Origin of the sequence: Autumnicola psychrophila, assembly GCF_031846645.1 — a bacterium.
In the GTDB taxonomy this organism is placed as follows: Bacteria; Bacteroidota; Bacteroidia; order Flavobacteriales; family Flavobacteriaceae; genus Autumnicola; species Autumnicola psychrophila.
On sequence record NZ_JAVRHN010000003.1, the window covers coordinates 13,491 to 35,845 of the forward strand.

At 34.1% G+C, this 22,355-nt stretch carries 16 protein-coding genes and 1 riboswitch; of the genes, 4 read left to right on the forward strand and 12 right to left on the reverse strand.

Features of this window, described 5'->3' with window-relative positions; translation table 11 throughout:
• Positions 1-51 precede the first annotated feature (51 nt).
• Both RM541_RS04270 and RM541_RS04275 read left to right on the forward strand, forming a co-directional pair.
• Positions 52-3,060, forward strand: a complete 3,009-nt coding sequence (locus tag RM541_RS04270) for a DEAD/DEAH box helicase family protein (RefSeq protein ID WP_311498983.1) — start codon at positions 52-54, stop codon at positions 3,058-3,060.
• Positions 3,061-3,725: 665 nt separating this feature from the next.
• Positions 3,726-4,676 (forward strand): hypothetical protein, encoded by a 951-nt coding sequence (locus RM541_RS04275; protein ID WP_311498984.1) that lies wholly within the window; start codon positions 3,726-3,728, stop codon positions 4,674-4,676.
• 753 nt (positions 4,677-5,429) lie between these two features.
• Here RM541_RS04275 and RM541_RS04280 read toward each other — a convergent pair.
• Genes RM541_RS04280 through RM541_RS04290 form a run of 3 tightly spaced genes read right to left on the reverse strand, consistent with a single transcriptional unit; the run spans position 5,430 to position 8,407 of the window.
• Positions 5,430-6,362: an HIT domain-containing protein gene (locus RM541_RS04280; protein WP_311498985.1), complete on the reverse strand. Its 933-nt coding sequence runs from the start codon at positions 6,360-6,362 to the stop codon at positions 5,430-5,432.
• Between the two features lie 56 nt (positions 6,363-6,418).
• On the reverse strand, positions 6,419-7,585 hold the full coding sequence (locus RM541_RS04285; protein ID WP_311498986.1) for an AlbA family DNA-binding domain-containing protein: 1,167 nt from the start codon (positions 7,583-7,585) through the stop codon (positions 6,419-6,421).
• A gap of 3 nt (positions 7,586-7,588) precedes the next feature.
• Complete coding sequence (locus RM541_RS04290; protein WP_311498987.1) at positions 7,589-8,407, reverse strand: GIY-YIG nuclease family protein; 819 nt, start codon at positions 8,405-8,407, stop codon at positions 7,589-7,591.
• An 84-nt stretch (positions 8,408-8,491) separates the two neighbouring features.
• Positions 8,492-8,586, forward strand: a riboswitch (SAM-I-IV-variant riboswitch).
• Between the two features lie 47 nt (positions 8,587-8,633).
• Here RM541_RS04290 and RM541_RS04295 point away from each other — a divergent pair.
• Entirely contained in the window at positions 8,634-9,014 is a 381-nt protein-coding gene (locus RM541_RS04295) for a hypothetical protein (RefSeq protein ID WP_311498988.1), read from the forward strand.
• Positions 9,015-9,125: 111 nt separating this feature from the next.
• The gene (locus RM541_RS04300) at positions 9,126-9,521 is read left to right on the forward strand and encodes a hypothetical protein (RefSeq protein WP_311498989.1); all 396 of its coding nucleotides are present in this window, start codon (positions 9,126-9,128) and stop codon (positions 9,519-9,521) included.
• A gap of 333 nt (positions 9,522-9,854) precedes the next feature.
• Here RM541_RS04300 and RM541_RS04305 read toward each other — a convergent pair whose 3' ends face one another.
• From RM541_RS04305 to RM541_RS04345, 9 genes are all read right to left on the reverse strand, one after another.
• On the reverse strand, positions 9,855-10,649 hold the full coding sequence (locus tag RM541_RS04305; protein ID WP_311498990.1) for an SHOCT domain-containing protein: 795 nt from the start codon (positions 10,647-10,649) through the stop codon (positions 9,855-9,857).
• Between the two features lie 31 nt (positions 10,650-10,680).
• A complete protein-coding gene (locus tag RM541_RS04310; protein ID WP_311498991.1) occupies positions 10,681-11,196 on the reverse strand; it encodes a hypothetical protein in 516 nt (171 codons plus the stop codon).
• Positions 11,197-11,233: 37 nt separating this feature from the next.
• Complete coding sequence (locus tag RM541_RS04315) at positions 11,234-12,247, reverse strand: phospholipase D-like domain-containing protein (RefSeq protein WP_311498992.1); 1,014 nt, start codon at positions 12,245-12,247, stop codon at positions 11,234-11,236.
• A 160-nt stretch (positions 12,248-12,407) separates the two neighbouring features.
• Positions 12,408-13,130, reverse strand: coding sequence for a hypothetical protein (locus tag RM541_RS04320; protein ID WP_311498993.1), 723 nt, complete (start codon positions 13,128-13,130; stop codon positions 12,408-12,410).
• Positions 13,127-14,701 (reverse strand): SIR2 family protein, encoded by a 1,575-nt coding sequence (locus tag RM541_RS04325; protein ID WP_311498994.1) that lies wholly within the window; start codon positions 14,699-14,701, stop codon positions 13,127-13,129. Before RM541_RS04325 ends, RM541_RS04320 begins: the two co-directional genes overlap by 4 nt.
• Positions 14,702-14,711: 10 nt before the next feature.
• Positions 14,712-16,223 (reverse strand): class I SAM-dependent DNA methyltransferase, encoded by a 1,512-nt coding sequence (locus RM541_RS04330; protein WP_311498995.1) that lies wholly within the window; start codon positions 16,221-16,223, stop codon positions 14,712-14,714.
• The gene (locus RM541_RS04335) at positions 16,220-17,974 is read right to left on the reverse strand and encodes a DUF262 domain-containing protein (RefSeq protein WP_311498996.1); all 1,755 of its coding nucleotides are present in this window, start codon (positions 17,972-17,974) and stop codon (positions 16,220-16,222) included. Before RM541_RS04335 ends, RM541_RS04330 begins: the two co-directional genes overlap by 4 nt.
• A 3-nt stretch (positions 17,975-17,977) precedes the next feature.
• Complete coding sequence (locus RM541_RS04340) at positions 17,978-19,189, reverse strand: restriction endonuclease subunit S (RefSeq protein ID WP_349254611.1); 1,212 nt, start codon at positions 19,187-19,189, stop codon at positions 17,978-17,980.
• 251 nt (positions 19,190-19,440) lie between these two features.
• On the reverse strand, positions 19,441-22,254 hold the full coding sequence (locus RM541_RS04345; RefSeq protein WP_311498998.1) for a type I restriction endonuclease subunit R: 2,814 nt from the start codon (positions 22,252-22,254) through the stop codon (positions 19,441-19,443).
• Between the last annotated feature and the right edge of the window lie 101 nt (positions 22,255-22,355).

Below are 22,355 nucleotides of genomic sequence, written 5' to 3' on the forward strand. Positions count from 1 at the left end.
ACTACAAAAAAGCAGATGTAGATGCACTTTTAAATAAGAAAGGAGGTTCTGATGGATTTTAAAAATCTGAAGGCGCAACCAATAAAAAAACGTGTTGCTTCTATAAAACTTATTAACGAGCCATTTAAAAGCCACCTTTTGGTGGATAAATTTTTTACAGAAATTGATATTTGCAAAAATGGAGGTGAGATTATAAATTATTTCAGTTTAGAGGAACTTGAGAATAGAATCAATTCATTTAAAAAGGAAGGAAAGAGTAAAAATGAGCATCCTACAATCCTGAAGGGGATTTATACCGATGGTATTAAAAGTTCAGATTGCTCAAAGCCTTCACCCTTTCTGTTTTTCGACATTGATGTGAAGAATGTAATCAATAAACACCTAAAAAATCCATCAGTAAATCAGAGAGTATTTAATTTTTTTCAGAAGATTTCTCTATTAACCTATCGTTCCTATAGTCAAGAAGGTATTGCAGGAATTTTATATGTACCTCAATTAGTAAAAATTGGGGATTCTCATTCTCGTTCCCATCAAATTGTGGGGAATGCAATTTATAAGTTTTTGAAAACTGAATTAAAATCAAAATTGGAAATTGAAATAGAATTTGATGAATCTCAGGCGAACTTCAGGCAAGGACGTTATTTAGCGGAACAACAATATCCAGTTGAATTAAATAAAGAACCATTGATTTTTAATTATGAATTAAAGGAAGAATTAGAATTAGATGATTTAGGAGTAGTTCAGTATAAATTCACCTCTAACACTATATCAACTTCCATTATTGAAAAATACAATACCGATGCTGATATACGTTTTTTGGTTCAACAAGCAGGTTTTAATGAATTAAATAAGAGTAGTGATTCAATTCGATTAAGACATTCAAAGAGTTTAAGCTATTCCACAGGTTTTGTAGATTTAAAGGACAATACCTATATGAACTATAGCGAAACCTTTGGTGGTAAAAAGAAATATGATGCTTTTGAATTTTCTAAAAAGTTCTTATTTAATGGCGATTTTGAATCATTAGTAAATGATTTAAGAGTTCAAGGTTACGATGAAATAATTATTGATGAAAGGGATTTTGAAGATGGATTAAACTATCTCAGTAACCATACTTCGCAAGATGAAGTGGCTAAAGTTTGTTATCATTTGAGAAAAGGAACAGTAAAACAAAAATCAATGTTTTTTCAGGAAGTTCGTCAATTGGATATAGATGAAACAGTTCTCCGAAGTTACCTGGGCTATAATCAAATTGAAATTGTATATGACAAATCTTATAAAATTAAAGGACACATTGGTGGAAAAATAAAATCAATTATAGAGGACTATAAGAATGAAGATAAAATCATTTTAAGAGCTGAAACAGGTACAGGTAAAACCACAGCTTTTTTAAAATTTTTTCCTCAATTTTTTCCAGAAAAAAAGATTCTAATTTTAGAACCATTAACTGCAATTGTTGACCAATCCAAAAATGATTACCCTAACCTAACTGGATTGACAGGAATTAGTGGGTTAGGAGAATTTCAGCAAGCTTATGAAGATAGAATTGTAATGGCAACATATGAAAAAGGAATAACCTTATTAAAAGACCAAGTACCTTTTGATTACATTATAGTTGATGAAATTCATAATCTCCTTGTGGCTAATGGTTATAAACCAGAAACTATATCCCAACTGACATGGCTCTTAAAAGATAAGAAGGTGATAGGTTTAACAGGCACACCTTCTAATATCTTTAGCTCCTTAGGGTACAAGCTAATAAACCTGGAAAACACAGATAGGAATGTTACAGAGGTTATTCAAAGAGTAAGTAATAAAGAGGCTGAAAAAATTATCTTGAACCATTTAAATTTTGTTGAGGGAAAAGTTATCATCAGAGTGAATAGCGAAAAGGTCTTGAAAAGCGTAAAGCAAGAATTAATAGAATTAAAGAGATTTGAAGAAAACCAAATACTCATTTTACATTCTGATTTTGAGATAAAGAAAAGTGAAGATTTTAAATTAATGGCTGAAAAAGGAAAATTTAGAAATAATGTGAGAGTGGTTTTGACTACTGGAGTAATTGATGAGGGAGTTAGTCTCTACCAAGAAGGTTTTACAGATGTCGTCTTCATAGAAAATGATTACCGTCAGAGACCAGAAAGTATAAAACAATTTTTTGCAAGGTTTAGACATATAGAACCCCAGAGGAAAAATTATCATTATTTCAAAATGAAAAACAATCAGGATTTTAATGTTTTTAATGAGGCGAATTATTTTAAAAATCAGGAACGTAGTTTAAAAAGAAGATGCTCAGGAGATTTTACCACTTATACAGATTTGTCTGAGTTTGATAAGTATTTTTATGTCCATTCGTGTACAATCAATCCTTTTTTTTTAGCTTATAAAACCACTAATATCACTTATAGTTCGTTTAATCATGAGGAGTATAATTCCTTTCTTGAAACTAATTATGACCTAAAAGTAAGATTGGACGCTTCTTGGACGATGGAGGAAATTGACATATCTGAAATTAAGGAATCGAGGAAGGTCACAAAAGAGACGATAGATAGGCTCTGGTTAAAGGAAACAGAAATGTGTATTGATGCTGTTTTAAGCTACAGTCGTAATGAAGAAATCCAAAACTACTTTAATTTCAAAGGAATGGATAAAAAAATTTGTCTTTATAGTTTTGTTCAAGATGAGTTGAAGGATTTCGAAAGTTTATGTGTTAATTTCATTAAGCTAAAAAAGGTAGGTTTAAAAAATATTGAAATGTTTAGGAATGGTAAAAAAAGGGGACAGGAGGCAATTACAAACCTTATAAAAATTCAAAACCTAAAGAACCTATTGGATAATCCTAAAAATGATAAAGACAGGGATTTAAAGCATAAGTTTCAAGAATTTATTCTACAATTAAAGCAGAAAAAATCATTTGAAGCAAATGAAATGAAGCCTATCTGGTATAAAATTTTTGGCAAAGAGATTGGTCTTACCCAAAAGAGCCTTATTAAACTCCTTAAAGAGGACTTCTCACTTACTGAAGACAAATACCACCTATTTAAGTTTTCTGATAGCTAATGGTGCAATACCTTTTAGTTATTTATATAATTAAAAGTTAGTATTGCTTGCACCCAGATTGCCAGTAAATCAAGGCATTTCAGAGGATTTAGTAGATTTAAAGGAGGAGTGGCAAAGGCTGCTCCTTTTTTTGCTTAAAGGGCAGGGATAAATGCATCATGTAATCTTTTTAGTGGTCTCTTTATTTTTCCCATCTAAGCCATTAATCTTACATATGGAGCAACGTGTCCTTGAGGAGAAGAAAAGGTCTCTCGTGTCTCCATTTGAAGTCTCAGAGTCTAAAATAATGTTCCTTTAATGTGGATTGAAATTGAACAAAATGGTTAAACGGTTTTAAGGGGAGTTAAAATTACTTCATCATCCTTTTCATTGAAATATCGCACAGAGATTACACTTATGTTGCAATTAATATTTTTCTAACGATTAAAAACCCATTAGATTAGCATAACTTTAAGAAAACATAAAGGATATAAACCCAATAGTCTATCGGCACGTTGCCCACAATTCCCCACATGAAGAAACTCCATTAATTTCTTCGGCTAACGTCAAGGAAAAGAGGTAGAGAATTGAAGGAAGTAAAGACAGATTTTATATTTGTAACCAATTAATAATCACCAACAAAATTTGACGTTAGTCAGAATTGAAGAAACATCGAGAAATAAAATATGGATTACTTTTCAAATGATAAAGTCAACGAAGATGACAGAAGAGATATTGCGTTTCAACTTGTTAATGCTTTGCGAGAGGTCGTTAGTATTTCGAGAAAATTAAATCAACCGATTTCCTACGAGCAAACAATTGATTTAGTTCAAGATTTAAATCCAGAAATGTATGAATCAATTACGGTATTGTTGGATAGAAAGAATGAAAGTGATTGGGTTAAATATTACAAAGAATTAGCAGATGTACAATCAACACCTGAAAAAGAAGTAAATCCAGTTGACTTAATTGAAAAGGATTTGAAAATTTTGGATAGTCTTGCCCTAAATAAAGACAACAAGAGATTTTTAAAAAAACGAATTAGAGACTATAAAAGTGCGATTGAATATTTTCAACCAAGAAAAATATCTGAGCATAAAATACTCAATCGAGACACGTATCTCGCAGAAAGAGAAGACCTCAAATTAAAAAACAAAATTTACGAGCGAGAAGAATTCGTTGATTATAGATTAGATAGTGACAACGTTCTTCGTCTAAGACTTTTGCATCCAGACAATGCAGAAAATATTATCGGAGCGGATTTAATCTACGAACATTTGGACACAAAAAGCGGACAAATTCGTTTTTTACATATGCAGTACAAGACGTGGAATAATAAAAGTCTGAATTTTAAAGCTGGAAGCTTAAGCGCCCAAATAGAAAAAATGAGCAAAAACCTATGTCAAGCAGGTTATTGTGGAAATGAAAAAGGGAAAAAGAATATTAAAGGTTATAGGCTTCCTTATTGTTGTGCTTTTCTACGCCCTACAAGTAAGTTACAAAGTTCTGACAGCAAAATGGTAAGTACTGGGTTACACGTGCCAATCTGCGAAGTAAAGAAGATTATGGAAACTGAAAAGTCTCTGAACAAAAAGAACGTTAGTGGGAAAAATGTTTCTTACAGGATTTTTGATTAGCTTTTCAATGCAAGAATGATTGGCTCAAGGTGGTTGACTTATGAAGAACACACCAATTTTTATAAAGAGCGCAATTTATTAGATGTGGATAACATAATAAGGTTACACGCTCAAGAAATAATTTTATAGAAACTGTGGTAAAAATGATAACCGTTGCACAAGCCTCTTAATGGGCATCCTATATTTTTTGTAACGGGATATTTATTTTTTCCTTCTATACCTTTCAATATTTCCAAGAGAGCAACCATACCCTTCAAGAGAAGAAAAGCTCTCTCAAGTTCTATTTTAAAGCCTGATAGCCTTTAGAAATGGTTTGGACAGACAGAAGGACGGGGGGAGGGGCATAGGCTTCTCCTTTTTCTGTGACGAATTGTAACCCCCTCTTCTATTGAGGTTTAAGAAGGTAATTCTTTTGATAATTCTAGACCATTAAAAAATCGTTCCTAAGCCGTTCATTTTCTTTTCATGGTAACATCAGTCCTCTGAAACAAGAAAGCTTCAGGAGAGAGCTTATTTGGCTTCTGACGAGGCAAAATGAGTTTCTTGAAAGGCAATGTGACGGACAGAGAAAGACGCTTTTTGACCCCTAATAACTCATGATTTTTTTTCCCTACCAGTACTTCACGTTATTACTTAAGTGCGGTTTATGGATTATAAAAAATTATTTAAGGTTTTAGGAAAGTTCCCTCACTAACCCCTGAAGCTTATCATCATTTTCAAGGTCTCTTATTACCTTTTGTAAACTAACAGGATTTAATATTGTCCTTTTCCTGCAATAACATTCCGAATACCACCTATAGGATTTTCTACATCACCTTTTCTGCGAGGAATGACATGCATATGGCAATGATTCACAGTTTGTCCTGCTGCTTCCTCAGCATTGAAACCTATGTTGAATCCTCCGACTGACGAATCCTTTGCAATTATCTGTTCTTTTACCTTTTGAGCTAACCCATATATGGCATTCAACTCCGCTTGTGTCAAATCAAAAAAGGTAGAGCAATGTCTCTTGGGTATAATTAAGGTATGGAAGTTAGTCACAGGATACCTGTCAAGGAAAGAAAAGGCAAGATTGTTCTCAAAAATCTTTTGAAAGTTTCCATTACAGAAGATGCATGTCGTATCCTTTGTATTATAATAACCCTCTAACTCTCTGAAGTCAGTATTATCGGTGTCACGTTTGTTCGCATTACAGGTAAAGCATAAAGCTTGATAGTTATTAATGGAGTCCTCACCTCCTAAATTTTTCGGAACTATATGGTCGACCTCCAAAGCCTTTTCTTCCTTAGAGACTCCACATAACTCACATCTCCCATATGCACGTTTTAAAACCTGATATCTTACAGATCCACTAATGGGTTTACGATTTCTTCTTCTGTGTTCCCAAATAGCCATTCCCCTCTTCTTCAAGTATTCTTGAATCTTAGTTTCGCAAAGTTGAATTATTTCTTCGATTTCCTTAGGAGAGAGATTTTTATAGTTCTTTAATGTGTAGTGGTTCTTTTCCTTCTCCACGATATCATGACTTCTGAGAACTCTGCCCACCATGTTATTTGTAACCTTCTCGTAATATTCTACTTGTGACGAGTCAAAGGAAAGTATTTCTTGAGCAATCTCCGATTTATGAGCTTTTCCCTCACTAAGCAACAGCTTTTTTATCATTACAGGCTGATAAATGTGAGACATACTCATTTTGTTCTAAATAAAGTTTTCTAGATAGTTCATGTTTTTGAAAATGAAATTTAGCTGGATTTCCCCCAATGGTTCAGACAGTATCCCACTATGTCTTCAATATCATAATAGTGAATAGAAGATGCCCCAGTCATTCTTACATAAAATTGTTTTTGAGGATTGACTGAGTTTTCGGTATCATTTAGCACAAAAACAGGTTGAGCACTTGGCTTCACTCTGAAAAAATAGATTTCTTTTCCATCTAGATTAACAAATTCCCCACTAATGTTGGAAGCTAAAGCTTTAAAATTGTTTTTAACGATGTAATCGACTTGAATTTTGAAGTAATCTTTAGGGTTATCAGAATTATCTCCTGAGAGGGAGAAGTCATTATCTAAACCTAATAATTTACCTATATCACTTACACCTACGAGTAAAAAGCCTCCTTTGGAGTTTAAAAAAGCAGCAATAGTTCGGAGGATTTCAAATCTGTTGAACTTCCCAAAAACCACCTTACCATCTCTTTCGTAGGACTGCAATGACGGTTTAAATTCTATCATCTTTCCCTCTCCTTTGTGGATTAAAATTTCCGCAAGTTCTGCCACAGACAACTCATTGGGTTTAATACCTATGGATTCTCCTTTTTCTTCTTCAAAATTGTCATCTTGTGGTTTATCCAATCCTGTCCAATCAAATGGAGTTTTTAAAATGACTTCATCATAAATTTCGTCATCCTCTTCATTGTAGAACCGTAAAGAAATTTCTTGGTCATCCTTATCATACCCAAAGTCGTTATAGTAGTTGATTTCTAAGTTGAGGCTGTCCATGATACTCAAGTTAGTTCCAAACAAACTGAAACCAACTCCATGTATCAGATGTTCTTCACCTTCCCTTTCTCCACCTTCAGGCTGGGTGAATTTTAGAAAAACTCCTATTCCTATTCTCTTCGACATACTTGGAGGTATATATAGCTCCTCATCATTTGAGATATGGTCAAATTCATAAGGTTTATCCGCTCCCTTTATTCTCTCAGAAAGAAGTGCTCTCACCTCTTTATGCGAAAGATTAGGTTCTAACAAGGTATCAATGTAACTGTTGTAATAATCTAAAGCTTTTTCTCTTGCCTTAATGGGACTTTTATCTATAAATTCCTTTTCATCAGAAATAAAATCTATGTTATCATCTTTAATAAATCTGATAAGTTTCACCCTTACTAGATAATAAAATGCTGCTTCCATTTGTTAGTTTTTGCTGTTTCTCAATTGAGAAAGTAATACTCTGAAATTTTTATTTTTTTCAGATTTATTGGCATCAAGATTTAATGGGGGATTAAATTCTTCAATTAGTTTTTCTTCTAATTTGTGGCAATTCTCAGTTTGATAGAAAAACATTAAAATATTTTCGGACAACCAATTGGAAAGTTCTTTCTCATCCACCTGAGAAAATTTTGTTTTTCCTGATGTAGGGTCTGAGTCTCTTGGAATTAATTTATAGCCAAATAAAACCCCTAAACTTTTTCTTAAGGTGGAACGCCCTGCATTATTCCCATAAAAATGTGTTCTGAAAATTCTCGTTCTTAGGCTCTTTCCTGCTATACCTGTATATATAACTTTATAATGGTCAAAGCTTTTAAAAAATGGAGAGATAGCTGTTACAGGTAAAGATGAACCTTCTTTAAGACACATTATATAATTACCTGATGCATGGGGAATGGTAGATTCAGAATTTACTTTAGGGTCGAAACAGTTCTTCCTAAATTCGCTGAGAATTTCTTCTAGAATAATAATGTCGGTTGAATTATCAGCTCTCGTTTTTTCTAAGGGTTGAGATTTTGGGTTTCTGTCTCCTATTACTTCAATTTCTCCTACTGCAATGAGATTCTCGACATCCTGAACAGTATAACCTCTTTTACTTGGACTAAAATCAGAATAATAAAATCCTATTTTTCGAATTTTGTCCCTGATTTTTTTTTGTTGATTGGGTAAGGCATTTTCTTTTTCAAAAACAAGTTTTTTTATTTCTTCTATTTGTACTACAGAAAATTTTCTATCCCCTTTCATGTAATTTTTGCTGACAATATAAGAAGTTCTATTAATTTGTGGGACAACCTTTTATTTCTTAAAGGGAAAAACTTATATTTGGTCTTCATACATCAAGAGACTTTTTCAAGTCACCAACCTAGAGCAACACTCCAAGGTGGTAAAAAGATGGGGACTTTCTGTCAAAATAAAATGGCTTCCTTTTCTCTCTTGATGTAATATTTTTCAATTATAATAAATTACATCTATGAACTATCTATCTGATTTAAAACCTCCAAAACCTGAAAAAATTGAAATTCCTTCTGAATTAACACAAGTAGAGGAGGAGAGGCAAGTATTTATTCATGGCTATATAAATTCATGGAAAAATACAGTTCGTATTCATCCAAAGACCTACATAATTTGTAAGCAGACAGGAAAAAAGATAAAGCTTCTTCATTTTTACAATATCGCTGCTTATCCACAATGGACAGAAATCATAAAATATGAGAAATTTACCCTCGTGTTTTCAGGCTTACCTAAAGAATGTAAATCCTTCGATTTTTTAGAGAAATTAAATGAGCCAAACATTTTTGAACGGTATGATATCACTAGGAATGAATCTGATGTTTATACCCTATTTTTTTAATTTTAGTGCAATAAATCGGAGTAAAAATAGATGTTTACAGTTTTTCTTTCGGTCAAAATTTTTTTTCCCAGGAAAAGCTAAAAGAAGTGGTAATTAAATATGAGAGAGAACATGGAAAAAGAAATTATTGAACAAAAAAAGGTAGCGAAATTCATTCGGACTCTAGAGGGGGAGTTGGAGGTTCTACAGAAAAAGGAAAGAGCAGCAGGGTGGTCACAGCGCAATGCCCTAATTGAGCACGTCTATTCAAACTATGACAGACATGAGAATTTAATAGCCAAAAAAGAAAAATGGGAAAACATTGGTTTTCAATGCAGGATTTTGGAAGATATTTTGGAATTAATGATTAGGCATAGGGATATCTATGGTCTCTACAATATTTCAGGTATGAAAAGGGAGCTAGACAATCAACTTTCTTTGGCAGAGCGTCTAAATGAATTTGAAATTGCTGAAGTTATTTTGGATTATAAAATTAGATTAGAAAAAGTATCAAAAGAGCCTGTATAAGCCACCTTCATTCTCTGAAGGATTGATGGCATCTGGAAATAAAGAAAGCGGTTAGCAGAGGCTATTATAGCCTCCTGAATCACATAAAATTAGGTAGCTCCCTGATGGATTAACTTATGACTAACTTCGTCATTAGCTTGCCTGATGATTGTAAAAGCTTCCATTTGCAGTGCCAAAGAGTGGGACTTGGAAAGTCTATGATTTTGAGAGGAATGATGGGGATATAAATATTCTCATTATTAAAGTTGGTCTCTTGCCACTTAGAGATATATTTGAGTAAGAAATAGTTTCTACTTTTCTTTAAATCCAGCCATTAGCTGCGTATATTAGATATCACACAAATCCAACTATAGCTGCTATAGCAGTCATTATCATAAAAGCATTCATTTCTTTTTTGTCCTGTTCTTTCTTTTGATAATCAGGTGAGTTCCGATATTCTTTTTGTTGTTCTCGATATTTAGTATTCCTTTCCTTAATTAGACATATCTTTTTATCAAATTCTTCTCTTGTCAAAACTCCCGATGCTAATAGCTCTTGGAGTTGCCTATACTCAACCGATTTATTCACTTCCTCGTTTACCTCTTGCTCTTGTAGTTTTTTCAGTTTATCTTGAAATTCCGAAGAGCTTAAAACACCTTTGTCGTAAAGACTTTGAAGTCTTTCCTTCTGTTCTGAAATCGTAAGATGATTAGACTCGTGATTTGAGGCAGGTTCATTCCCCTTATTAATCACTTTTTCATAAGTATTGATTTTCAATAAATTACTGTTTCCTTTAAAGTAAAGTTTCGGATTATCATTTCGTACTTCTCCTTTTGAAAGAGACAGTAGATAAGCTCCCAAAACAAAAAAGGTAAGCACCATTGGATTTAGTGCCAAAAGATTCAATGCTCCAAAAACGAAACAAATCCAAGCCCATATTTTATAGCTTTTTCCGCCATCAGTAGGTTTTTCCTTTGCAGATGGACTTACCATTACAGCAATTATTCCACCAATGAAAATCGTGGTTGCCGATAGAGCAAAAGTCCAACCAAAACCAATATGCTTTGCTCTACCAAAGAATTCAGCAATTGCCCAGGATATTAAAAGGGTTACAACTAAGGCAACAATATAAATTCCTACTTCTTCCATTTTGATGTTTTATTATAATAGAAACAACTTTTTATAACTGAATATTTTCCTTAAACCTAAACCAAATTGGGGAAAAGGAATTGTATTGGTTTAAATGACTTGTCAACGTAAAAGTGAATGTATATCTTCCTTTTTGAGTTTGATATACCTTTGAATACATTTTTGGAGAATCTGTAGTGTAGTTATACCAAAAAGCATCATGACCATCAACTTTAGTCTTGCCATATTTTAAGAACTGAGGGTTGTTCATATATTCCCTTGCTCCATATTCCCACTCATCCCCATAGGTGTTTAGGTCGCCCATAATTTCCCATATTGAGTATTGAGCATATTCGGCAGGAAGAGCTTTGACTACAACAATTATGGAGCTGCTGCCATTTTCAGCTTTGAAATCAACATTCTGACCAATGGCTGTAGTTTTTTTAAAACCTTTAGGGACTTCAATTGAATAAGCCTGAGTAGAGCTACTCCATATAGACTGAGCCGAAGCTTGAGATATAAATAGTCCAACTACTACAACAAAGGATTTTAAGAAATTAGCCCTCATATTTTCTTAGTTTTTTTACCTTCTCTTCCTCCATAAATTATACATTATCCAAAAAGTTTTTTCTCATAAGTGAAATGGAATCTGCTAAGTGACCTGAATGATTATATAATTTCATAGAAAAATTACCATAAATATCCATAGAGGATTCCAACATACAGCTCACCTCTCCTGCTAGTTTAAGTGGTAAACTTGACACTTTTAAAACATTGGTTAGGCTACCATTTTTTTTAAACTCAAATGGGTGATTTTGAGGGGAATATTCACTTTCTCCGTAAAACATTTTACAAGTAACATTCTCTTGATTATCCTCTTTGGTAATATAAGTTCGTTTAGTAGTACAGGGAACTTCTAATCCTTTTGCCAAACATACCGAAAACTCTTTATCGTCAACCTCTATTCCTATTGACTGTCTAATTTTTTTTCGAGCTACCAATCCTAGTTCCACCATCTTTTGCTGATATTCCTCAATATCAGGTGAAATGGATAACATTTCTTTTAAAACCTCGTTATTTCCTGTTTCAGTTGCTTCAACCAAAGCATCCTGCGCCAACTGGTTTTTGAGAAATTTATATTCCTCCAAATCTGTATCAATGGATATATAATCATTTACCTTTTCCACTTCTTTTAGCTCAGAAATAAGTGATTGGAAATTTTCTGTGAAAGCATTTATTACCTCTGCATGGTTCTTAATTATAATGATATTTTCTTTATTAATCCCTTCTGCATTATAAGTCCAATTGTAAGAACCATTAATTAAAACTTTAACATCTATCACACAATACTTATGATGCATTGGATTCGTGAAACTGGAAAAATAGAATTTCCCTTTTAAATCAATGAATCGTTGAAAATCCAATCTCCTTATACCGTTATTAGTAAGGTCATTAAATATTACAAGGGAAACTGAAACATCATTTTCTAATTTCTCACATAACTTATTAAATAATTCCTTGTGAGTAAACCAGTAAACAGCTACTAAAATCGTTTCCTCAGCTTTATCTAATTCCAGAAGAATGTGGGATTTGAAATCTTTAAAAACAGGAGTTATCAACTTATTGTTTTTTAAATTGGTTCTTATCGTTTAAAGTCTCCGCTGTTTTCCTGAAATTATTTAATCCTGACTTAAGATTCTCAATAATCTCCTGAGCTAAAATTTCAGGTTCAGGTAAGGAGTAATAGAAATGTTTTTAATAATTTCATTCATACCTCTTTTAAAGACTTCTTTGAATTACTTTTCCTGCATTTTCATACCATTCATTTCCCCAAATGGCTGAGGGGTGAGGAATCTGAACAAAAACAGTTCTGTCGCTTTCTAAAACACGTAAATAGTACCGACCCACCTTAGTTGTTTTTCCTTCTTTTTGAAAAGAATTAGGCACTACTTTATTCCAATATTTCATCATTGAGCTACCATAAAAAAAGACTACTTTAGGCTCGTTTAATTGAATTTTTTCTTGAAGGTAATTTATTCTTCTCTCAGCTAATTCTTTAAAGTAATCTGAACGTGTAGTAAGGTAGGTTAGTTTTGACCATTTATCATATTTCCAATCCTTGACAGAAGGGGAAGGAAGGGGAAATAGGTCAAGAATTAAGTTTTCAGAATTTTTCTGTCCCCAATTATTTCTTTGCATGTCTCTTAATGAGGCTGTTGTAATATCTTTTCCTTCTATAGCCTTTCTTAGCTTCATAAGTCCCCACCAAGTAGGTTGATGCTTGCCCTTCGTAAAAAACTGGTGGTGACCAATATTTGAATGGTGTTCTTTACAGTCTATGAGGTCTGTTCTGTACCCATTCCAACTATTTATGCGTGTTATTGTATCCTCAATTGTATATCCTCCATTTTCTTCGATTCCTACGAACCAATAATTGGCACTCCAAATACCATATCCGTAGAATGAATTAATATAGTCTTCAAGAATCTTATTCTCAATCATAGTTGCAGTTTAAAATGGAGGAAATCGTAAAGACATACTAATTTCCTGTAGTGTGTACCTAACCTACTGTCATTTAATAATTCTACATTTTCTTGTAGAAATTCTATTAAATCCTTCAAATCTATTTTATCTACTTGCAGTAGTGGAGTATAAATCAAGGTATGATATAATTCGCAATCATTTTTTAGTTCATCAAAAGAAGCATATTTCTCATTAATAATATACTCTTTCCTCAGATAACTTCCTTTAGGTTTAAAATCTTCTAAGGACAGAGCATTTACTTTTCCAATAAACCCAGGAGAGAACTCCTTAATATCTGACTCCTCATCAATTCCGTCCTCATTATTTAGGAAATTTCCTTCTCGCAAATGCTTAAAATAAGGTATGTAAGTGGCTGTAGTTGCTAAGTAGGGTAAGCTAAGTTTAGCAATCTTTTCAGGATTATAGTTCTGCGGTATAACGGCATCGGTTAAAATATCTACAAGTTCTAATCCTTTAATTCCTTTTTCTGAAAGTTTGTCCCTTAAGCCAACCCCATAAACAAACTCAGCATTGTGAACATCTTCTAGGTTTTCAAGGTTATCTGTGACGTAAACTTTATGCTTCGAATCACTTGTCTTAACAAAATCATATACCATACCTTTCATTTGTCTCAATACCTTTATGGGCATCTTTTTTCTGTTATTTGCCAACACAGTAAACAGTTCGTTGTAGCTTTCAAGGCTTACTAATTTAATTGGTATAACGGTTTCTGATATCAGAATAGATGAATCAGTAATTGTTGGGTTTTTAACTTCAGGAGACCATTGGCAAAAAACGAGTCTATCTTTAAGCTTTTCTACCTTTTCTTTGGTCAAACATTTAAGGATAGATTTTAAAATTTCTTGAATATTGGAGTCATCCAAGCTGTAGCCTATAAAAACAATGGGGTTTTCAATAAAAATAGTCAATAGCTTGGCAGCCAGATAGGAATTTCTTTCGTGGTAAAGTTTATAATCTTCTTCAGTTAATATTAAGGTGTTAGGGTTTGAAATGCAACCATGAATTTTGTAAAGTTCACCTATTGAAAAAAGCTCCGAAAAAATTAATTCTTCCTGACCAATGTACTTGTTGAAATCAGGAAAAACTGATTCTATGAGACAATCCCAATTTGTAGTTATAACGCCATCGATATTGACCTTTTTTATGAGTTTCAACTCTTTTTCGAGCTTCTCATCATCTAGAAGGTTTCCTTCACCTCTAATCCTTTTGCTTATCTCATATTTGAGAGGAGAATACTCAGTTTGCGCTTTATCTTCAAATTCGGTTCTACTATCAACAAAACTTTCAGACTCCCACCAAACAGAATTAAAATCTTTACCCATTAAGCTAGCTACTCTAGGTAAATTGGAATTTGCATTGGATTTATAGTAATTAAAAGGCTTCGACAGTCCCAAATTGGCACAGGATTCCTTCAATAAATCCTCCCAACATGGCAACCCCATGTACCTTCTTGAAAAGCCTGAGCCGATGAAAAGAAAAGGAGATGTATTAAATTTAGAAAAATGTTCTTTTAGTTCTTCTTTAAACATATTCTACCTATTAGTTGAGTTTTTCCACTATCTCCTTAAAACTATTCAGTCCTGATTCCAAGTTCTCAATAATCTCCTGAACTAAAATTTCAGGTTCAGGTAAGTTATCTAAATCAGTTAGACTCTTGTCTCTTAACCAGAAAATATCAAGAGAGGTTTTGTCTCTTTTTAGAACCTCCTCATAACTATACTTTCTCCATCGTCCTTCAGGATTATCCTCACTCCATGTCTCAGTTCTGTTGTGCCTATTCTGAGGATTGTAGAGCTGAATAAACTCTTCCAGATGAGCCAAGGTCATTGGCTTCTGCTTTAGGGTATGGTGAACATTGGTTCTGTAGTCGTAGAACCATATATCTTTCGTCCAGGCATCCTTATTTGCAGGTTTGTTTACGAAGAAGAGAACATTCGCTTTTACTCCATGAGCATAGAAGAGTCCTGTAGGTAAACGTAGAATGGTATGAAGATCAGTAGTTTTCATTAGCTGCTTTCGAACTTCTTCTCCTGCACCACCTTCAAAGAGAACGTTATCTGGTAGGACTACTGCTGCTTCTCCATTAACCTTTAGCTGAGTTTTGATGTGCTGAAGGAAATTAAGCTGTTTGTTGGAAGTAGTTTCCCAGAAATCCTGACGATTATAGCTCATATCCTCTTTCTGAACCTCTCCTGCTTCATTAGTAATGGTCATGCTGCTTTTCTTGCCAAAAGGTGGATTTGCAAGCACATAGTCGAACCTCCTTCCATCATCAGAAATAAGTGCATCATTAGGCGAAAGAAAAGGTTCTCCATCAATTTCTCCAATGTTGTGGAGGTACATGTTCATCAGACACATTCTACGTGTACTGGCAACAATTTCGTTCCCATGAAAGGTCTTGTTCTTTAGGAATTCTTTTTCTTCTCTGTCCAACTGATTGTTCTCAACAATCCAATCGTAAGCAGCTAAAAAGAAGCCTCCTGTGCCACATGCAGGGTCTGCTATGGTTTTCTTTGGCTTTGGCTGAACACAAGCTACAATCGCTTGTATAAGTGCTCTGGGTGTGAAATATTGACCTGCTCCTGACTTTGTATCTTCTGCATTCTTCTCAAGAAGACCTTCGTAGATTTTACCCTTTATATCTGCACCCATCAAACTCCATTGCTCTTGGTCAATAAGATTGATTACTCTCAACAGTTTGGAAGGGTCTTGAATCTTGTTCTGACTCTTAGTAAAGATTTGACCTAACATTCCTTTTTCTGTGGAGAGGGAACGTAGTAATTGAGAATAAAAGGACTCTAATTCAGCTCCTCTCTTGCTTGAAAGGTTTTCCCAGTTACAGATTTCCCCATCAGGAATTTCGTTTCCTTCTACATCTTTTAGTTTAGGAAAGGTAAGTCCTTTGTTGTATGGAGGCTTGTTAAGCTCGTCTGCCATTTTGAGGAATAGGAGGTAGGTTATTTGCTCCAAATAATCTCCATAGCCAACTCCATCATCACGTAGTACGTTAGCTAAATTCCAAATCTTTGATATTATTGTTGAGTCTGTCATCTAATTAAAAATAAATCCACTTGTAATATTTCTTCTATATCTCCTAATAGCTTCGACCTTCTAGCTGCAATAGAATCTATATCCCATTTCTCAATCTTCTTCTGGTTGAAAGCATCGAAAATATTCTGCGTTATCCTGAAGGAGGTTATTTTATCGTCTGAAGTACCATGCTTTCCTTTACCTTGGTAAATTCCAATTTTATTCTCAAAGGCATCATTACTAGCTTGAATATTCTTTTTTCCACTAATTAAGGTGAGGTTACCAAGAGAATTTACCCATTCTACTCCGTCTCTGTCATCTTCAATGACGTGTTTCCACCCGTATACCTCGTGAAAATTTTGAGGAAGTATATGTTCCACATGGATATTTCTATCTTTTAAAGAAATGTATTCAGGATTATCAATTTGATTATACTCTATTAGTATTAAAAGAGGTTTACACCATTGTTCGTGGTAAATATTACCTGTAAGTGCACTTTCGATTCTATCTTGAACTTTATTTTCTTTTAAGTTCTTTTCTAGTTCATATTTTATTTCATTAATTAGTTTCCCTTCTTTAAGCCATTTTATTAAATTAAATGTAGTCTGCTTGATTCGAGTAAGAGTAAAACCTGCAATCCAGAAAAGGTAAAAGAATCTTCTGACGGTTTGCTTTAATTCATCAATATCAGGATATCCTGTATGCAAAGCAGTAGTTAAAACTGTTTTCCAGTATATTGACCACCGCAAATAAAAGAATGAGTAATCTAACTTATTTTTTGAGTTGAAAACATGTTGTTGATATTCTAATATAAAAGCCTTAAAATCTGAAATTACATCTAACGGGTCTTCATTTTCGAATTGACGTTCTAATTCGTCATACAATGATTTTTTTGGGTTTGCAGCTAAGAGAAAATATTCATACATAACGAATAATTCGTTCATACTTTCTTCTACATCAAGCGCAATGTCTTCACATTTAATCCAATCTTGTAAAAACTGGTTTTCCTTACTCTGAACAACCTCAGAGTCATATTTCATATGAAGCTTCCCAATTAAAAAGCTCTTTATTAAATCAGAATTAGTCAAATCTAAACCCCTTGCATTTAGAACTTGGAAAAGCTTAATGGCAAACCCAACATTGGAACAATCAATCCTAATTATTTTAATTTGATTGAAAATGTAATTCAGTAATTCACCCGCCTGTGATTCTCCTAGTTCCTCCAACCGATGTCTAAACTCAACAGATGTATTAATAAATTTATATTCGGGAGCTTCATCTTTCCGAAGGTCTTTTTTATAAGGTTTCCTATGTTCTAAAATATTTCCTTTAATGATATATTTGTCAAAATCAGTACTATGATTAGAGTGAGTTGCCAAACGTAATCTTCCAAATTTATCACTAACCATAATGGCATTTTTAATTTGTTCAATCCCAACGGCAAATGGGTCTTCCTCACATTGCTTACGGTTAATATTTGGGTATAAATCCCTAATAGTTGCCATTAATATAATAAGAGTTGTCAGTCTTTGTTGACCATCAACTACATCAAGATATTTTGTTCCATTTCCTGAAGCAGCAGTAATGATAGAACCAAGAAAATAATTAGGTTCTTGGTTATAAAAACTTTCTAAAATATCATCCCATAATTTATCTATCTCATCGTCTGACCATTTGTAAGGTCTCTGATAAATTGGTATTTGATACAATGCATCAGAATCCGTAAGGAGCTTATTAATTGTAAGGCTGTTGGGTTTAAAACTTTCTTCCATAACTTATGCAGATTTCATTTTTTCTTCTTTAATACGTTTCAATAGGACATCAGCAGATTCATAATCTTTTTCTTTTTTACACTTTTCAATTTCTTCCTCTGAAAGTAATTTCCCATCAAAGGCTTTTTTAAGGATACTTTGTTGAAGCGCTGTTACTTTTTGAAGATTTTCTTCGATGCTTCTTTCTGTTTGGTCACAGACAGAAATTCGTGATTCAATTTCTTTAACAATTAAAGCTTGTTCTTTAACAGAAGTCAAAGGAAAATCAAAATTCATAATTCTACCTTGATTTAATGCCTTCTGATTGTTTCCTGAACCTACTCTGCGATTCTTTTCATACTGCATAAATAGATAATAGAACAGAAACTCAGGTAATAAAATCTTCTGGTTAATCTGAATGGCGGCAGTATTTTGATTATGACAGGCAGGAATTTGTAAAATTGCTGCTTGACCACGTGTTTTGCCTTCTCCAATCATGGCTAACAATACTGTCGAAGGAGGATGTACTATTGTGGAGGCATTATCTAATCCTTTCTGGGTAATTTTTTCTGTGGTGTCAAATATTTTATTAAAGCTAACTTCCCCACTACTTACCCAAGGTATATTTCCATTTTCCCAATATTCTTTTTTACTTCTACTTGGTGTAGAACCGACAAAAACTGAAGAGATGTTTCCTAATTTCGTCCAACCCCAATTTCTTGGTAAAGTAGGCAAGGCTTCTAATTCCTTTAAAGATAAACCAGGAACTTCTGCAAGCTTTCTAGGCTTCCTGGGTTTTTTTCTACCAGAGGGTTTTTTTTCATAGTCCTGTAGAGCAGCTTTCCAATTCCTAAGATTTTCCTCGTAGTAAGATTCCCTTTCGATGAAAACAGTTTCTAATAAGTCCTCAGTCTTAGGCAAATCCTGTTGCTTTATCCTCCATTCTTTGGTGAATTCACCCTCAAAAGCCTTTTTTAGAACAGCCTGTCTATAAACCTTCAACTGCTCCTGTGCCTTCTTTAGATCTGCAATACCACTATCTAAACTGCTGAAAAGCTCCTCAGTCTTTGCTACAATGGCTCTTTGAACAGGAAGGGGAGGTAAAAGAAATTCTTGTTTGGAAGAAGTCGAAATCCAATATCGCTTATGGGTGTCACTCCTTGTTTTATGCACTTGTAAGGCATAAAAAGTAAATGGCAGGTTCAACAATCTGCTTTTAGGTATTAGAAACTTCATAGCTGAAGATTTAACTTTAAAAGGAAAATTTACATATTGGGAGGCAGTAGTAAAATCGTCGAATATTATAGTGGGTAAATTTGTAAAAATCCCATGTTTTTCATTCGTGTGCCCTTTAATAAAAGTCTTGCCTGCTGTCAAAACAGGAGTTTCATAATGGTCACTATACTCTGTACTGCTAACTATGTATTTTGAAGGTTGTTCATAGTCTAATAAATCTTCAAATTTGCATTTCTTCCAGTCTTCTCTCATTATGCAGCCAATACTTCATTAAGTTCATCAATAATTTCATTCATCTCATTCCCAAAGAGCTGATACATTTTACCTCTTCCACCTTGAGAATCAAAAGGCGTGTAATCCAAATCATCCAATTCTATATGGTAGCTGCTTACTACGTGTTCTTTTATCATTCTTAACCAATCCATTTGTTCTGAGGTAAAGCGATTGTGCTTTCCTGCATTTTGTTTAAAAATCCAATTTTTGAAGTTCTCATCTATGGTCTTGTCAAAGGGTTTTAGTTCTTTATCAATTCCACAGGCTCTTCTAATAAGTGAGACCAAAGCTGTAAGTTCATCCTGAGGTGCTTTACCTTTTACTTCCTCCAGAGCAGCATAAGCATTCCACACATTATCTGGTGCTAAAGTAGGTTTATCCATTCTCAGTTTTTCCATAACATCCTGAATCATTTTGAAGGTAATGTCCCTTCTTTGATAAGGCTGATTATAAAAGATACTGAGAGCTTTAATTTCATCTTTATTAGCTTCAAGATATTGCGTAAATTTTTGAATAGTTTTCTTTGCCTGGTCAACAGAAGTTTTCTCCCATTCAGATTTAGTGACTGTATCAATATTGATATGGTCGATTATCTGCTCGTGCTCTTTTCGAACATTTTCGAGATAATCATTCAATTGACCATTAAAAGTTTTGGCTGCTTCAAGAGCTAATTTTTCCTGAGCTTCTTTTTTAGCTTCTTCATATTGTGCAGGAGTACGTTCTGCTTCAGGAATATTTTTAATTAGCTCCTGTGCTCCATTCTCAATGGCATCTGGGTCAAAAGCTGTAATAAGTTCTTTGGTTATTTGTTTCAGATTTTTTCCTCCTGAAAACTCCAAAATCTTCTCCTGTTCTTTTTCAGTAATCTGCTTCTCCAGACGAATTAATCTGTTTGCTAAAGACAGGAACAAATCTTCATCTGCTACACCTACTGTGACTGCACCTAATAAATCCTTCATTGGTGCAGAAGGTTTTCTCTCTAAAGGTCTGCTGTCTGTTTTTTTAGATTTGGTCGCTCCAATGGCATCTACAATAACGAAATGGGTTTTGCTTCTGGCTGTTGCTGAAACTTCTCTTAGTTTTTCAGAATCTATGGTTCTTGTTCCCCTACCTTTCATTTGCTCAAAGTAATTGATGCTTTTCACATCTCTCATGAACAAAAGAACCTCCAGAGGTTTTACATCCGTACCTGTCGCAATCATATCTACTGTAACCGCAATGCGTGGATGATATGAATTCCTGAATCTATTCAAAACTGATTTTGGGTCTTCATCAATTTTATAAGTAACCTTCTTACAGAAGTCATCTCCTTCATTAAACTCCTCTCTTATGATTTTGATGATATCATCAGCATGGCTGTCAGTCTTGGCAAAGACAAGAGTTTTAGGTACTTCATAATTTCCCTGTTCATCAAACCTATCTGGAAAGATGGTGGTGCGCAGTACCTTCTTATATTCTTTTATGATGTTCCTGATTTGACTTGGGTTTACTACCTTTTTGTCTAAATCGTTTCTCTTGTATTCTGTATCCTCGTCCTCCTGTTGCCATCTTTTTGCTCTGGTGAGTTTGTCCCTCCTGTCGACAAACCATCCTGATTCAATTACACCTCCTTTTGAAGAAATCTCTGTTTCAATATTGTAAACCTCATATGGTACGTTTACACCATCAGTTACAGATTCTTCATACGTGTACTGGCTTACTACATTCTCATTAAAGAATCCAAAGGTTCTTTTATCTGGAGTTGCAGTAAGACCTATTAAAAAAGCATCGAAGTAATCCAGCACCTGTTTCCATAAGTTGTAGATGGAACGATGCGCTTCATCAATGACAATAAAGTCGAATTGTTCTATGGGAACTCTGGGGGTGTATTCGACAGGAACAGGTTGCTTTTTATTCATCTGTTGTTCCATCCAAGTACTTTCGTTGGGATTAGATTCCTCAGCACTTTCTTCCAATTCCTCACCTTTAAGAATGGAGTATAATCTTTGGATGGTAGAGATGCAAACCTGACTGTCTGATGCTATGTAGCCTGAAGTAAGTCTCTGGACATTGTACAATTCTGTGAATTTTCTATTATCGTCATCGGGCTGATAGGTCATGAATTCCTGCTCAGCCTGCTCTCCAAGGTTACGTGTGTCGACTAGGAAGAGTATCCTTTTGGCATCAGCATATTTTAATAGGCGATAAACAAAGGTAGCAGCAGTAAAGGTCTTTCCTGCCCCTGTAGCCATTTGTATTAAAGCTTTAGGTCTATTGTTTTTGAAGGATTGTTCAAGATTATTAATCGCAACAATTTGTGCAGGACGTAAACCTTCAGGATTTAAAGAAGGTAGTTTTGTCAACCTATCTCTCAGGCTGTTACCTTTCCTTATCCATTCTGCTATGGTTTCAGGTTTATGAAAGCTGAAAACGTTCCTTCCTCTTGGCTTTGGGTCTCTGAAGTCTCTGAAACGAGTTATAGTTCCTGTGCTTTCGTAAACAAAAGGCAGAGGGTCGTTCTTCAGGTACTTTAGCTGTGCCTGAGCATAGTCTTTAGATTGCTCTTCAACAACTGTCAGGCGATGACCTTCATCTTCCTTTTTAGCTTCGATTACTCCAACAGGAATCCTATCTACGAAAAGTACATAATCAGCAAATCCTGCATCAGTCTGGTATTCTCTTACAGCTACACCTTTGGAAGCAGAGAGATTTATTTTGTCCTTTGATTGAATTTCCCATCCTGCATCAGAAAGCATCTTATCGATTTTATCTCTTGCTATCTGTTCAGGATTCTGGTTGACAGTTTCAGCCATTCCTTATTTTTATAATTCAACAGAAATCAACGTAGGGAGTAGATTTTGTAGGAAATAAAGATATAAAAATTTGTTAAGGAAAAAATAAGTAAATTCATGAA